The organism is Leadbetterella sp. DM7 (genome assembly GCF_040829825.2).
In the GTDB taxonomy this organism is placed as follows: domain Bacteria; phylum Bacteroidota; class Bacteroidia; order Cytophagales; family Spirosomataceae; genus Leadbetterella.
Genome location: NZ_JBFOLH020000021.1, coordinates 53,074 through 67,616 on the forward strand (window position 1 = coordinate 53,074; position 14,543 = coordinate 67,616).

Sequence of the window (14,543 nt, forward strand, 5' to 3'; positions counted from 1 at the left end):
TACTTATGAATTTTAATAAACTGAATAATCTGGGAGGATGGTTTGTTTTTCTTATCTCCCTGATTACATTTACGCTCACGGTTGAACCCACGGCCAGCTTCTGGGACTGTGGCGAGTTCATTGCCTGCGCTTTCAAGCTGCAGGTGCCTCACCCGGCCGGAGCGCCTTTCTTCCTGATGATCGGCCGGATTTTCTCGCTGCTGGCAGGCTCAGACGTCTCAAAAGTAGCCTTCCTGATCAACATGGTTTCGGTTCTGGCCAGCGCATTTACCATTCTTTTCCTGTTCTGGACCATCTCCATGATTGCCAGAAAAATAATCGGCAAGCCTGACAGCGAACTCACTTCTACTGACACCCTGCTGGTGCTGGGGTCAGCCTTAACAGGGTCACTGGCCTATAACTTCTCCGAATCTTTCTGGTTCTCGGCCGTTGAAGCGGAAGTATACGGTATGTCATCCTTCTTTACCGCTATCGTGGTATGGGCAGCCTTCAAATGGGAGAGAATCGAAAACCCGGCAGCGCAAAACCGCTGGCTGATCTTCCTGGCCTACCTGGTAGGGGTTTCTATCGGGGTTCACCTCCTGAACCTGGTAACCATACCGGCCCTTGCCCTGATCTATTACTTCAAAAAGCAGGACAAGCCTACCCTTACCGGCGGCTTCCTGGCCTTCATGGCCGGTATGGTGGTGCTGGGCATCATCAATGTAGGCGTAATTACGGGTATACCTTCTATCAGCTTCTGGTTTGACAAGCTGTTTGTCAACAGCTTCGGTATGCCTTTCGGTTCCGGTATGATCTTTTTCGTTCTTTTGCTCATTGCAGCGCTCGTATACGGGATCCGGTATACGCATCAGAAAGGAAAAATCACTCAGAACACGGCGCTGATCGCCTTTGCCTTCATCCTGATCGGGTTTTCTTCCTACACCATCGCGTTAATCCGTTCCAATTTTAACCCACCGCTGAACGAGAACAACCCCAGCAATGTGCTGAACTTTACGTCCTACCTGAAAAGGGAGCAATACGGTTCAAGGCCTTTGCTGTACGGTCCGATATTTTCTGCCCAGCTCACGGGCATTGAGCGCGGAACCCCGAACTACATGCAGGGAGAAAAGAAATACGAGATTTACGACTACAATTCCGAATACGAATGGGACAGCAAGGGTAAAATGCTTCTGCCCCGTATCTGGAGCCAGGATCCGGGTCACATAGCCCTCTACAGGGCCAAGCTGAATATCCCGGAGGGCCAGAACCCGTCTTTTGGCGATAACCTGCGCTTTATGTTCTCGCACCAGTTCGGTCATATGTACTGGCGTTACTTCATGTGGAACTTCTGGGGGCGCTCATCAGACATCCAGGACTCCGGCATAACCAATATCCTGGAATCCAAAGGCTCCCTGCCGGCATCCCTGGCCGCTAATAAGGCCCGTACCAATTTCTTCGGCATCCCGCTTATCCTGGGCATCGCCGGGTTCCTCTTCCTGTATTTCCGGAGAGAAAAAGACGCTATTGTTACATTTCTCCTGTTCTTCCTGACCGGGCTTGCGCTGGTTGTATACCTGAACTCGCCCCCGGTAGAGCCGCGGGAAAGAGACTATATCTACGCCGGTTCTTTCTATTTTTATGCCATCTGGATAGGCCTGGGCGTAATGGCTGTTGCCACCTATGCGCTTAAATTCCTGAAAGAAGGAACCGCACGGGCCGGCCTGGCCACGGTTCTGGGGCTCACCGCACCGGTCATTATGGGCTTCTCTTCCTGGGAGGGCCATGACCGCACCGGTAGGGTTCACCAGGTGGATTTTGCCCGCAATATGCTGGCCAGCTGTGAGAAAGACGCCATCCTGTTTACCGGTGGTGATAACGATACTTTCCCGCTCTGGTACGTGCAGGAAGTAGAAGGCTTCAGAACAGATGTGCGGGTATGTAACCTCAGCCTCCTGGGTACCGACTGGTACATTGACCAGATGAAGCGAAAAACCTACGAATCGGATCCGCTACCCATTTCGCTGAACGCCGAGAATTATTTCAAGGGCATTAATGACCATATTCCTTATGTAGCCAACCCGAATCCGCAGATCAAGGCGGGTATTGACCTCCGGGAATACCTGAACCTGATCCGGCGCAAAGATCCGGCAATCCAGCGGATGGTCAGCAACGGTGATATGATCAATATCCTGCCTTCGGCCAACCTTTTCTTCTCGCAGAATGCTGAAGAAATAGCCCGGCTTCCTTTCGTGAATGAAGAGCAGAAATCACTTATATCCGATCGTTTTGAATGGAATTTTGGCGAAAGAGACATCCTTAAAAACGACCTTATCGTTTTGGATATCATTGCCCAGAACAACTGGAAAAGACCGGTTTACTTCGGCGGTACGCTGCCGCAGAACCAGTACCTGGGGCTGAAAGAGTTTATGCAGCTCGAAGGATACGCCTACCGGCTGATGCCCTATAAGATCGAGGGGGCCAAAGACGGCTTCGTGAATTCGGAGATCCTGAAGAAAAACCTTTTCACGAAAATGCAATGGACCAACCTTGACAATCCCGATGTCTATTACGATACCGAGTCGTTCCGGGTACCTTTCATTACCGCCCGGTATGCTTTCCTGCGCCTGGCCGATGAATTCCTGAGAGAAGGCAACAAAAAAGAAGCGGAAGAAACGCTTGACAAAGTGATGAAGCTGATGCCCGATAAATCAGTGCCTTACGATCAGCTGGTGACCAATTTCCCGATCTTCTATTACGAGATCGGTAATACGAAAAAGGCAACTCAACTCGCTGACGAGATCGTTTCAAAAGCAGACGATGAGCTGAAATACTTTGCCACGAAGATCCAGAGAGCCGGAGACCGGCAGTGGGGCGATGACAATATCCGGCAAACGGTTCAGTCGAATATGCGCACCATCCAGCTGCTTTATTCTGCCGCGGAACAATACGATAAACCCGCAGCAGAACGTTATAAAAAGATATACGAAGATAACCTGGCACGGATCCGGTAAACAAACTTAACAGACGACGCAGGTACAGCAGACAGCCCTTTTCTTCTGCCGTACCTGCGTCATCTGTTTTCAGTTTTGGTTTTCCATCGTCTGTCTTCTATCTTTGGGAAATTTTCTCTAAATGCGGTTCCTGATCAATTCATTCTTAAAAAACCGGGATTCAATGGCCCTGGCAATCTTCTTTGCCGGAGTTCCCCTTATCTATTTTTTAAGAGACGGATTGTTGCTGGCGCCCGGCAGTACTTTATTCTCCATAGGGCTGATCTTCCTGCCGTTTGCCATTACGTTGCCCTTTAAGGATTTCCGCTATTTCCACAGCCCCAACCGGGTTACATTCCCGCTGATGTGCTGGCTGCTGCTTTACATGTTTGTCTATTTTTACCTCAAAGACCGCTATTATTTCACCGTTAATTTTTATACCGAGCTACTCACCTTCATCATTATTGTCTTTGTAGCCTTTGCGGTTCTGTTCATGCGCGACAACGCCATCGGTCGTTCATTCATATACCTTACCTCCATCCTGGTAACGCTTAGTGCCGTTTCGCTGATGTACTATGTCAGCAAGAACCCCTTCTATGTAATAGGCCAAAGAGCAGCCTTCGGTTACGGAGGAGAAATGGGCGTGGGTAACCCGCACATCAACTCCAAAGTGGCTTATTTTGGTATTGTGCTGGGTGTTCTTGCCCTGAAAAATCATAAATCGGTAAAGCTGGGACTGATATTTCCGCTGATCCTCATTCTCCTGAATGTAGCCATCCTTTTTCTTACTCAAACCATGCTGGCCTTCCTGGCCACCTTTGCGTTTGCGGCCCTGTTCCTGGTTTTTAACCTGTCGTTTTCCAACGCCATAGGTACGTTCAGGCTTTTTTTCAGCAAATGGTATATCCTGGCCCTGATGCTCCTGGGAGCTGTTGCCCTGGGTTACCAGATCAACAAAAACAAGAAGCTCCTCGATCCCGCATTTAATTATTTCAATACCCGTTTTGAGGGAATAAAACAATCTTTCTTTGACTCTGCCGAAGAAAAGAAAGTGAAGGTGAAGGAAACCGGCGATGACTCGGCCAATACCCGTATCACCCATATCGGGAAAGTCTTTGAACGCCTGCAGAAAAGCTTTGATGAGGGCAACTATCACTACATTCTTTTCGGGCAGGGATACAAGTTCATGTACGTGGATGTGCCGCACCTCGAAATGCTGGACTCATTCGGGTTAACCGGCTTTGTCTTTTTTAGCATCATTTTCTTACGGCTGATCATGATGAGCCTTCGCGAAATGCGGGACCCTGAAAGTACGGGCACCGAGTTCCTGGCTTACGCTTTCATCTATTTTTTCTTTTCTAATTTTACATCCGGCCAGATGCTGGATTATACCCGTTTCGCCACGCTCTTTATTTTCTGTCGGTTTTTAAAAAAATAGCTTGAAAACTCTGGTAATTCATAATACGCTGTGGGCGCACTACAAGTCCGTCTTATTTGAAGAAATTCAGAAGCAAATCACTGCGCCCGACGAGTTTCACGTCCTCCAGATAGCCCGCAGCGAGATTTCCCGCAAGGGCATGGAAAGCCCGGCCATGAATTATCGCTATAATTATACCCTGTTATTTGACGACTACATTGAAAACGTTCCTGCGCTCAAAGAGATCCGGGCCGTTTTAAAGTTTATTTACCGGTATAATCCGGATGTGATCAACGTAACCGGTTATGCTTCTTCTGCCTCCACCCTTCCGGCCATCCTTTTCGGGAAGCTGCTCGGAAAAAAGGTGATCATGTCAAGTGAGTCCACCCGGAAAGACAAAACCCGTTCGCTGCTCAAAGAAGCCATTAAACGGCTGGCGGTGCGCCTTTGCTCCGGTTTTGTGGTGTTCGGGCGGTCATCCGAAGAATACATGCTGGAGCTGGGAGCTTCCCCGCGGCAGATCCTGGTGCACAAAGCTGCGGTGGTTGACAATGAAGCCCTGGAGCGGCAATACCAAAACGCACTGCAGCGGCCGCTTTACCCCGAAATACACACGCCGGAAAACTTTATTTACGTGGGCCGTATGGCCGCAGAGAAAAATGTTGATCTCCTGGTAAAGGCCTTCAGGGAGCTCAGGCCGCAGCAGTGGGGTCTTATCCTGGTAGGGAACGGCCCCGAAGATGCCGCTATCGGGGAGCTGATCCGCGACTCGCCCGAAAATATCTACAAATATAACGCTGTTGGCTGGACAGACGTTCCGGGGTTCTTCTCCCGTGCCGGCTGCTTCGTGCTGCCCAGCCTGTCAGAGCCCTGGGGCCTGGTGATCAACGAAGCCATGGTCTGTGGCCTGCCCGTAATTGTCTCAGAAGCCTGTGGCTGTGTTCCTGACCTGGTCAACGGGAACGGCTATACCGTTATACCCGGCGATCTCGCCTCTCTCAAAAACCGTATGGCAGCCGTTATGGCTGATCCCCAACCTGAAAAAATGAAACGCCGCTCACTGGAAATCATCCGCGATTTTTCCGTAGTATCAGTGGCTACAGCTTACGTGAAGGCCCTTAAAGCGCTTTAGTCGCCGTTGATAAATGCCGCAATCTTACGACAAAGCACCTCGTTGATTTTCCGGTATGACTCACGGGTCCAGCCCGCCACATGAGGTGTAAGAATTACGCGCGGGTGATCTTTCAGGAAATCAAAATCCTGCTGTTGCTCCCGGGTCATCGTGCTCAGCTTCTCGTTTTCAAGAACATCCAGGCAGGCGCCCAGCACCTTCCCTGCGCGGATAGCGGCAATAAGATCTCCCTGGTGCATGATCTCGCCCCTGGCCACGTTGCAGAAATAAAAGGCCTTCTCAAAACGGTCCAGGAATGCAGCATCCACCCATCCGCGGGTTTCACCAGTCAGCGGAATATGCAGGGAAAAAACATCGGCATGGCGAAATATCTCTTCCAGTCCTGCTTCTTCTATCTGCCCGGTACCAAAACCGGTCTTGTACTTATCATACACCAGCACCCGGCAACCGAAGGCCGCAAAACGGGCGGCGGCTTCACTTCCGTTATTCCCGTAGCCCACAATTCCTACTGTTTTGCCCTGCAGCTCTTCTCCCCGGTTCTTCTCGCGCAGCCATTGGTGCTGCCTGATCTCTGCACCTGAAGTATTGATATGATTAAAAAGACTCAGCACCATACCCAGCAGGTGCTCGGCCACCGCCACCCGGTTGGCCTCATTGGCGGCAAATACCCGGATGCCTCTTCGATCACAGGCGGCCACATCGATCAGGTCCAGCCCTGCTCCGGCACGGGCTATAAACCGAAGATTACGGGCTTTGTCGAGGAAATCCTCCCCGATAAAGAACTTGCTCCGGATGATCAGCCCTTCATAACCGGCTATCACTTCTTCGGCTTCTTTTCGTCCGAAATCATACCTGTAATCGGCTTCCGCTCCGGTTTCAGCCAGCAGGGGCAGGAGGGAGTCGTGCATTTCATCTACGATCAGTATTCTCATGGGTGTAAAATAGTTCCGGGTAGTAGGAATCAACGTTCTTTCCCGATCAATGCCATATAAAAGCCGTCAAATCCGCTTTCCGAGGGCCATATTTGCCGGTCTTCCTTCAGCACATAGCCACTGTTTTCAGCCAGGAAGCGGTCTACCTGCTCCCGGTTTTCAGAAGGCAGGATAGAGCAGGTGGCATATACCAGGCCGCCACCGGGCTTCACCATCCGGCTGTAGTTTTTCAATATTCCGGCCTGTACCTCCCGGATATTTTCCAGGAATTCTCCCGTTAAAGCCTCTTTGGCGTCGGGATTCCGGCGAACCACCCCCAGGCCTGAACAGGGCACATCGAGCAGCAACCTGTCGGCCTGCTCATGAAATGCAGCCATTACGTGCTGGTCCATGAGGCGGGTGGTAATGATCTCCACCCGGTTCCGTCTGGCCCGGTTTTCCAGCTCCTTCAGCTTGGGGGCCTCCACATCCAGGGCCAGGATACGCCCCCGGTTCTCCATCCGGTCGGCCAGGTGCAGGGTTTTCCCGCCCGCACCCGCGCAGGCATCTATCACCAGCTCTCCCGGCCGCGGATCCAGCAGAGCGCCGATCAGCTGGCTTCCGGCATCCTGTACCTCAAAATATCCTTTTCTGAATGCTTCGGTCAAAGCCAGGTTGCTCCGCTTTCGCAATTTCAGGGCGGTTTCCACACCATCTACCTCTTCCGTGAAAATCCCTTCCTCTTCCAGCGTTTTTTTCAGTTTCGCCCTGGAGATCCGGTGCAGGTTAACGCGTAAAAATACATCGGCCGGGCGGCTCATGGCCTCCAGCTCCCGGTACCACCGTTCCTCTCCCAGTTCTTTTCTGACCGGCTCATTGAGCGTATCCGGAACAGAAAACCGGATCTCCGGAGCAGACACGGCAGCTCTTTCCTGCACTTTTACCGGGTCTACCCCGTAAAAGAAAGGGTTTTCCTCCTCGTAATACCCTTTCAGGATAAGCCAGGCCGCAGCCCATTGCCTGTAGCCCGGCTCGCCCGATGCAGCCCCCTCCAGGATATAATTCAGCAGCCGTTTATTTCTTACGATCTCATAGGTATTCTCCGCCACAAAATGACGATCGCGGCTTCCCCATTTCGGGTGGGCTTTCAAAAGGGCCGGAACCGCCTGGTCCGACTTTTTTCCCTGCCCGAATATCAACTCAAGTGCTTCTTCTATCCCCTGAAGCAGGGGCGGATATAATCGTATTCTCTTCAAAATCAAAACAGGCGGCCCTCCGCCGTAAAATCAATTGGCAATTTAAACAACATAACCGTTTTTTATCTTGTCAAAACCAACTAATTTTGTAATAACGGTTTATCGAAGAAATAGCGAAATGTATGATTTCCAAAAAAGCAAAATATGCGCTGAAAGCACTTACACGACTGGCTTTGAATTACGAAACCCGTAAGCCTTTGCTTATAAGTGAGATATCTGAGTCTGAAAATATTCCGAAGAAATTCCTGGAGGCCATTTTGCTGGAACTCAGAAATAACGGCATATTGCAGAGCCAGAAAGGAAAAGGGGGCGGATACCTGTTGAAGCTGCCCCCCGGGGATGTAAAAATAGCCCGGGTGATCCGGGTCATCGACGGCCCCATTGCTCCCATACTGTGCGTCTCCCTGAATTTCTATGACAAATGTGAAGACTGCATCAGCGAAGAGATATGTAAGATAAGACCCCTGATGCAACAAATCAGGGACGCCAATTTAAAAGTTTATGAAAATACAACATTGAATGATCTGACGCATAATGTTTAAAAGTACTAACCCATATAGTCTTGAAACAATTGCCGAATTCGAACCCGAAAGGGACCCTGCAGGTAAAGTAAAAGCGGCGCATCGTGCATATGCCGCCTGGTGCGGCACCTCTGCTGCCAACCGGAAACAACTGATTCTTGCTTTTGCCGCTGTGCTCGAAAAACGAAAGGAAGAATATGCGCGGATGATCACCCTCGAAATGGGGAAGCTTTTCCGCGAATCGGTGGCTGAAGTGGAGAAATGCATTGTCACCACCCGTTTTTATGCCGAAGAAGCAGATCGGTACCTTCAACCGGTTGAGGTGCCGTCTTCTCATGACCGGGCTTTTTATGCATTTGAGCCCCAGGGGGTCATCCTGGCTATCATGCCCTGGAATTTCCCGTTCTGGCAGGTGCTTCGCTTTGCCGTTCCCAACCTGCTGCTGGGCAATACGGTGATCCTTAAGCATGCTTCAAACGTGCTGGGCTCGGCCGCCCATATTGAGAGCGCATTCCGGGAAGCCGGGTTTCCGGAGGGGGCATTCCAGGCCATTAACCTGAGCTCGTCCCACATAGAAACGCTGATTTCCGATCCCCTGGTCAAAGGAGTAACCCTTACGGGTAGCGGACCTGCGGGAGCAAGCGTGGCTTCCCTGGCCGGTAAATACCTGAAAAAGTCGGTACTGGAACTGGGCGGTTCAGACCCTTTTGTGGTACTGAACGACGCACAACAGGACCTGGCTGCAGAAACCGCTGTAAAATCCCGTTTCCAGAACGCCGGGCAAACCTGTATAGCCGCCAAAAGATGGATCGTGGAAAACGGGGTTTACGATACCTTCAGAGAAAAAATACTGCACCATGCCGGGCAGCTGCATCCGGGCGATCCGCTTGACCCGGCCACCACACTGGCGCCGGTGGCTCGCCTGGACCTGGCCGAAACCCTTGAAAACCAGGTGAAAGACCTGGTCAGCCGGGGAGCCGTGCCCCTGATGCCCCAAGAGCGCCACAATTGCCTGCTGGCACCCCAGGTAATGGAGGTGTCACGCGAGCTGGCTGCCGCCTACCGCGAAGAAGTATTCGGCCCCGTAGGCTTCCTGGTGCGGGCAAAAGATGCCGGTGAAGCCGTAGCCATTGCCAATGAAACACCGTTCGGCCTGGGCGCCAGCCTCTGGACCTCCGATACCGGGAAAGGCCTGTCGCTCATGCAGAAGATCAATGCCGGCTCGGTATTCCTGAACAGCATGGTCAAATCAGAAGGCGCCGTACCCTTTGGCGGCACAGCCGAAAGCGGCTACGGCCGTGAGCTGGGCTCGTTCGGCATGCATGAATTTGCGAACATCAAATCGTACGTTATTACACAATAAGCTGTTCTTAATTTATATTTAACCTGAAAATTAAACTATGGAAAACATCAGACCTACCTTCCTGACCGTTCTTTGTATCCTGACCTTCATTGGCAGCGGCTCGAGCATTTACAGTGGCATAACCAATTATAGCTCTCCCGATGTGTCTTACGGCCTGGTCAATGAACGGTTTGACAAAGTAGAGGAAGAGCTGGGCAACCAGGAAGGGACTGAAGCCATCAGTGAGCTGCTCCAGTCTGCCCGCGAGTCGATCACCCCGGAAAAAATCAAAAATAACGGGATGGCTACTTCCCTTACCAGTATAATCACGCTGATCGGGGCCATTCTCATGTGGGGGCTGCGAAAAACAGGCTTCTATGTATATGTGACAGGGGCCATCGCCGCCGTTATTGCGCCCATCAGCATCTTCGGTGGTTTTACAGGAGCCGTGGCTTCGGCCGGTGCAGCCATTGCCGGTATCCTTTTCATTATTCTCTACGGGCTTAACCTGAAGCATTTGCGGTAAAAGATTTGGATTTCTTTGAAGAACAGCTGCATCAGCATTTCCATCTTACCCCTACGCCGGGGCAGCAAGCCTTATTCAGGAAGCTGGGCCGGTTCATGGACGACGAAGACGGGCGGCCGGTCTTTATTCTCAAAGGCTATGCCGGAACCGGGAAAACCTCGGTGCTCGATGCCTTCATCAAAGCCGCCCCCTCGTTGGGCTACACGGTTTCATTGATGGCCCCTACCGGCCGGGCCGCTAAGGTGATGAACCAGTACACCGGCCGGTACGCTTCTACCATTCACCGGAAAATCTATGTGCAGAAAGAAGACAGCGCTACAGGCTCACTGAACTTCCGGCTTCAGAAAAACAAAGAAGAAGAAACCGTTTACGTGGTGGATGAAGCCTCCATGATCTCCGAACTGGGAGAAATGGGCTCTGACGGCCTCTTGCGTGACCTGGTAACCTATGTTTTCAGCGGGCAGAACAACAAGCTGGTGCTCATTGGCGACGAAGCCCAGCTGCCACCGGTCAACCTCCCCGTCAGCCCGGCCCTCGACATCCGGCATGTGGAAGGATTCTACCATGCCAAAGTATACGTCCACACCCTGACCGAAGTCATGCGCCAGAATGCCGCATCGGGGATCCTGAAAAACGCTACCGACCTGAGAAGCGTGCTTGCCGATGAAGACATCCGGGTGCAGCTGACCACCAGGGGCTTCCGCGATATCTTCCGGATGACCAGCGAACGCATAGAAGACGGCATCCGGTATGCCTACGATAAATACGGGCAGGAAAATACAATTGTTCTCACACAGTCCAACAAAAATGCCGTATTGTATAACCAGTTCATCCGGAACACGATCAATTACTCCGATTCGGAGATTGACAACGCCGATATCCTGATGGTGGTAAAAAACAACTACAATACCCTCAGCCCCGAGTCGCAGGCGGGTTTCCTGGCCAATGGCGAATTCGTAAAAGTAAAGCGCCTGGGCCGGGAAGAAGAGATGCACGGTTTCCGTTTCCTTAACGTGACCCTCTCTCTCGTAGATTACCCGGACGATCCCGAGTTTGATACGCTGATCATCCTCGACACCCTCTACTCCCCCTCTCCCAGCCTCACGCGGGAGCAAAACCAGGCTTTGTACGAAAGCGTGACCCGGGACTACCAATGGGTAAAATCGGCAAAAGAACGAAAAAAAATGATCCGGGAAGACCGCTATATGAATGCGCTCCAGGTAAAATTTGCCTATGCACTTACCTGCCACAAAGCCCAGGGCGGACAGTGGGATGCCGTTTTCATTGATCAGTACTATTTACGGGAAGACGTGCAAAGCCCTGAATTTGTGCGCTGGCTTTATACCGCCGTCACGCGGGGAATTAAAGAAGTTTTTTTTGTAAATTTCCCGGATAACCTGTTTGTTTCGTAGCAGAGTGTCTAAAAAAAATTACCATTTATCCGCCATTCTGTATTAACTTTGTGCTTCGATAAACAAATCGAAATCTCTTCGCATTAAAATGCCAAAAAATCCAAGTATCAAGTCTGTTTTAATCATTGGTTCAGGCCCCATTGTGATCGGCCAGGCCTGTGAATTCGATTATTCCGGCTCTCAGGCCGCGCGTTCTATCCGCCAGGAAGGGATTGAAGTTGCCCTTATCAACTCCAACCCGGCCACCATCATGACGGACCCCATGAACGCCGATTTCGTTTACCTGAAGCCCTTGGAAAAGAAGTCTATTAGTGAAATTCTTAGAAAACACGAGGAAATGGGCAGGCCCATTACTCACGTTTTACCGACCATGGGAGGCCAGACGGCGCTCAACCTGGCCATTGACTGCGACAAAGCCGGAATCTGGAAAAAACATAACGTGGAAATCATCGGCGTTGATATCAAAGCCATTGAAACCACCGAAGACCGCGAGCTTTTCCGGAAAAAAATGCTGGAGCTGGGAATCGGCGTTTGCAAAGGGCGGATCGCCCGCTCTTTCCTTGAAGGAAAGGAAATTGCGCAGGAAACCGGTTTCCCGCTGGTTATCCGGCCTTCTTATACGCTGGGAGGCACCGGGGGCGGTTTTGTAAATACCCCGGACGAATTCGATGCAGCCCTGAATCACGGCCTGCATGCATCGCCGGTTCACGAAGTGCTGGTAGAGCAATCCATTATGGGGTGGAAAGAATACGAGCTGGAGCTGCTTCGCGATAACAACGGGAACATTGTGATCATCTGTACCATAGAGAACTTTGATCCGATGGGCGTTCATACCGGTGATTCCATCACGGTTGCCCCGGCCATGACCCTTCCCGACAAGATCTACCAGAAAATGCGCGATATGGCCATCAATATGATGAACGGGATCGGGCAGTTTGCCGGTGGATGTAACGTTCAGTTCTCCCTGAACCCCGAAACAGACGATATCATTGCCATTGAGATCAATCCGCGCGTAAGCCGGTCTTCTGCCCTGGCCTCAAAAGCTACGGGATATCCTATTGCGAAAATCGCAGCCAAAATGGCGATCGGCTATAACCTTGATGAGCTGATCAATCCCATCACCGGGTCGACCTCCGCTTTCTTTGAGCCGGCCATTGACTACGTTATTGTGAAGGTCCCCCGCTGGAACTTTGATAAATTCCCGGGAAGCGACAAACGCCTGGGCCTCCAGATGAAATCGGTGGGCGAAACCATGGGTATCGGCCGGAACTTCCAGGAAGCCCTTCAGAAAGCCTGCCAGTCGCTGGAGATCAAACGCAACGGCCTGGGCGCCGACGGCCGCGAAGAAAGAGACCAGGAAAAGCTGAAATACAGCCTGGCGCATCCTTCCTGGGACCGCCTGTTCCATGTATACGACGCCTTTAAAGCCGGGCTTTCCTTCAATACCATCCAGAACCTGACCAAAATCGACAAATGGTTCCTCCGGCAGATCGAGGAAATGGTAATACTGGAAGGCCAGATTCAAAAATACAACCTGGAGACCGTTCCGAAAGAGCTGCTTCTTGCCGCTAAAAAAATGGGATATGCCGACCGCCAGCTGGCCCACCTCCTGCGCTGCCTGGAAAGTGAGGTGACCACCCAACGGAAAGCCCTGGGCATTAAGCGTGCCTTCAAATGTGTAGATACCTGCTCGGCTGAATTTGAAGCCAAAACGCCTTATTACTACTCTACTTTCAACCTGTCGGAAGAGAATCCGGATAACGAATCCGTGGTTTCAGACAGGAAGAAGATCATTGTACTGGGGTCAGGGCCTAACCGTATCGGGCAGGGCATTGAATTTGACTACTCCTGTGTGCACGGGGTGCTGGCGGCAAAAGAATCGGGTTACGAGACCATCATGATCAACTGTAACCCGGAAACGGTTTCCACTGACCCCGATATCTCCGATAAGCTGTACTTCGAGCCGGTATTCTGGGAAAACGTGTATGACATCATTGAACATGAAAAGCCGGAAGGCGTGATTGTTCAGCTGGGTGGACAAACGGCCCTTAAAATGGCGGAAAAGCTGACCAAATACGGCGTTAAGATCATCGGTACTTCTTACGAAGCCCTTGACCTGGCCGAAGACCGGGGCCGGTTCTCCGAAAAGCTGAAAGAGCTGAACATTCCTTATCCGAAATTTGATACGGTCAGAACCGCCGACAAAGCCTCACAAGTGGCCAAAGAGCTGGGATTTCCGCTCCTGGTGCGCCCAAGCTATGTGCTGGGAGGACAAAGCATGAAGATCGTGATCAACGAAGAAGAGCTGGAACAGCACGTTGTAAAAATCCTGAACGATATCCCGGACAACAACATCCTGCTGGATCACTTCCTTGAAAATGCCATTGAGGCCGAAGCTGACGCCATCTGCGACGGTGAGAATGCCTATATCATTGGTATCATGGAGCACATTGAGCCGGCCGGTATACATTCAGGCGACTCGTATGCCGTTCTTCCGCCCTTTGACCTGAGCGAAAACGTGCTGAACCAGATCGAAGAATATACCAAAAAGATTGCCATAGCGCTGGATACCCATGGCCTTATCAATATACAATTCGCCATCAAAGACGAGACCGTATATGTGATCGAAGCCAACCCCCGGGCCTCCCGCACGGTGCCCTTCATCTGCAAGGCCTACCAGGAGCCGTACGTGAACTTCGCTACGAAAGTTATGTTAGGCGTGAACAAAGTAACCGATTTCAGCTTCAAACCGGTAAAACACGGCTATGCCATCAAAATCCCGGTATTTTCGTTCAACAAGTTCCCGAATGTGAACAAGGAGCTGGGGCCTGAAATGAAGTCGACCGGTGAAGGAATTTACTTCATTGATGACCTGACAGACGATTTCTTCCTGAAGGTGTACGGCGAACGGAATTTGTACCTGTCAAGGTAGGGCCATTCAGAAAAAGCCCAACTTGTTCATTAAGAACTTGTTGGGCTTTTGATTATCTTTGTATATCACCCCGAATAATACGGTTGGAGCCAAAAATCGGGGTAACGAAACGGAAAAGATAT

The 14,543-nt window shown here is 51.2% G+C and carries 10 protein-coding genes; 8 read left to right on the plus strand and 2 right to left on the minus strand.

Annotation, left to right across the window (positions count from 1 at the left end; genetic code table 11):
• The first annotated feature begins 5 nt into the window (after nucleotides 1–5).
• The 3 genes from AB2U10_RS17915 to AB2U10_RS17925 all read left to right on the plus strand — a co-directional run bounded on the left by AB2U10_RS17915 (nucleotide 6) and on the right by AB2U10_RS17925 (nucleotide 5,521).
• Complete coding sequence (locus AB2U10_RS17915) at nucleotides 6–2,993, plus strand: protein O-mannosyl-transferase family (RefSeq protein WP_367916320.1); 2,988 nt, start codon at nucleotides 6–8, stop codon at nucleotides 2,991–2,993.
• Between the two features lie 163 nt (nucleotides 2,994–3,156).
• Nucleotides 3,157–4,410 (plus strand): hypothetical protein, encoded by a 1,254-nt coding sequence (locus tag AB2U10_RS17920; RefSeq protein ID WP_367916319.1) that lies wholly within the window; start codon nucleotides 3,157–3,159, stop codon nucleotides 4,408–4,410.
• 1 nt (nucleotide 4,411) lies between these two features.
• On the plus strand, nucleotides 4,412–5,521 hold the full coding sequence (locus tag AB2U10_RS17925) for a glycosyltransferase family 4 protein (RefSeq protein ID WP_367916318.1): 1,110 nt from the start codon (nucleotides 4,412–4,414) through the stop codon (nucleotides 5,519–5,521).
• Here AB2U10_RS17925 and AB2U10_RS17930 read toward each other — a convergent pair.
• Complete coding sequence (locus AB2U10_RS17930) at nucleotides 5,518–6,453, minus strand: NAD(P)-dependent oxidoreductase (protein ID WP_367916317.1); 936 nt, start codon at nucleotides 6,451–6,453, stop codon at nucleotides 5,518–5,520. The genes AB2U10_RS17925 and AB2U10_RS17930 overlap by 4 nt on opposite strands.
• Nucleotides 6,454–6,482: 29 nt before the next feature.
• Complete coding sequence (locus tag AB2U10_RS17935; protein ID WP_367916316.1) at nucleotides 6,483–7,688, minus strand: RsmB/NOP family class I SAM-dependent RNA methyltransferase; 1,206 nt, start codon at nucleotides 7,686–7,688, stop codon at nucleotides 6,483–6,485.
• Nucleotides 7,689–7,810: 122 nt separating this feature from the next.
• Here AB2U10_RS17935 and AB2U10_RS17940 point away from each other — a divergent pair, with 122 nt between their 5' ends.
• The 5 genes from AB2U10_RS17940 to carB all read left to right on the plus strand — a co-directional run bounded on the left by AB2U10_RS17940 (nucleotide 7,811) and on the right by carB (nucleotide 14,421).
• Nucleotides 7,811–8,230 (plus strand): RrF2 family transcriptional regulator, encoded by a 420-nt coding sequence (locus tag AB2U10_RS17940; RefSeq protein WP_367916315.1) that lies wholly within the window; start codon nucleotides 7,811–7,813, stop codon nucleotides 8,228–8,230.
• Nucleotides 8,223–9,572, plus strand: a complete 1,350-nt coding sequence (locus tag AB2U10_RS17945) for an NAD-dependent succinate-semialdehyde dehydrogenase (RefSeq protein WP_367916314.1) — start codon at nucleotides 8,223–8,225, stop codon at nucleotides 9,570–9,572. The genes AB2U10_RS17940 and AB2U10_RS17945 overlap by 8 nt, the downstream gene beginning before the upstream one ends.
• A 37-nt stretch (nucleotides 9,573–9,609) precedes the next feature.
• Nucleotides 9,610–10,077, plus strand: a complete 468-nt coding sequence (locus tag AB2U10_RS17950; RefSeq protein WP_367916313.1) for a hypothetical protein — start codon at nucleotides 9,610–9,612, stop codon at nucleotides 10,075–10,077.
• A gap of 5 nt (nucleotides 10,078–10,082) precedes the next feature.
• The gene (locus tag AB2U10_RS17955; RefSeq protein WP_367916312.1) at nucleotides 10,083–11,489 is read left to right on the plus strand and encodes an ATP-dependent DNA helicase; all 1,407 of its coding nucleotides are present in this window, start codon (nucleotides 10,083–10,085) and stop codon (nucleotides 11,487–11,489) included.
• An 88-nt stretch (nucleotides 11,490–11,577) separates the two neighbouring features.
• Nucleotides 11,578–14,421, plus strand: a complete 2,844-nt coding sequence (gene carB, locus AB2U10_RS17960; protein ID WP_367916311.1) for a carbamoyl-phosphate synthase large subunit — start codon at nucleotides 11,578–11,580, stop codon at nucleotides 14,419–14,421.
• The last annotated feature ends 122 nt before the right edge of the window (nucleotides 14,422–14,543 follow it).

Bases quoted from the DNA above. Each gene is read 5' to 3' on its own strand.
- AB2U10_RS17920 (WP_367916319.1), top strand. From the start codon at position 3,157: ATGGCCCTGGCAATCTTCTTTGCCGGAGTTCCCCTTATCTATTTTTTA.
- AB2U10_RS17950 (WP_367916313.1), top strand. From the start codon at position 9,610: ATGGAAAACATCAGACCTACCTTCCTGACCGTTCTTTGTATCCTGACC.
- AB2U10_RS17915 (WP_367916320.1), top strand. From the start codon at position 6: ATGAATTTTAATAAACTGAATAATCTGGGAGGATGGTTTGTTTTTCTT.
- carB (WP_367916311.1), top strand. From the start codon at position 11,578: ATGCCAAAAAATCCAAGTATCAAGTCTGTTTTAATCATTGGTTCAGGC.
- AB2U10_RS17945 (WP_367916314.1), top strand. From the start codon at position 8,223: ATGTTTAAAAGTACTAACCCATATAGTCTTGAAACAATTGCCGAATTC.
- AB2U10_RS17930 (WP_367916317.1), bottom strand. From the start codon at position 6,453: ATGAGAATACTGATCGTAGATGAAATGCACGACTCCCTCCTGCCCCTG.
- AB2U10_RS17940 (WP_367916315.1), top strand. From the start codon at position 7,811: ATGATTTCCAAAAAAGCAAAATATGCGCTGAAAGCACTTACACGACTG.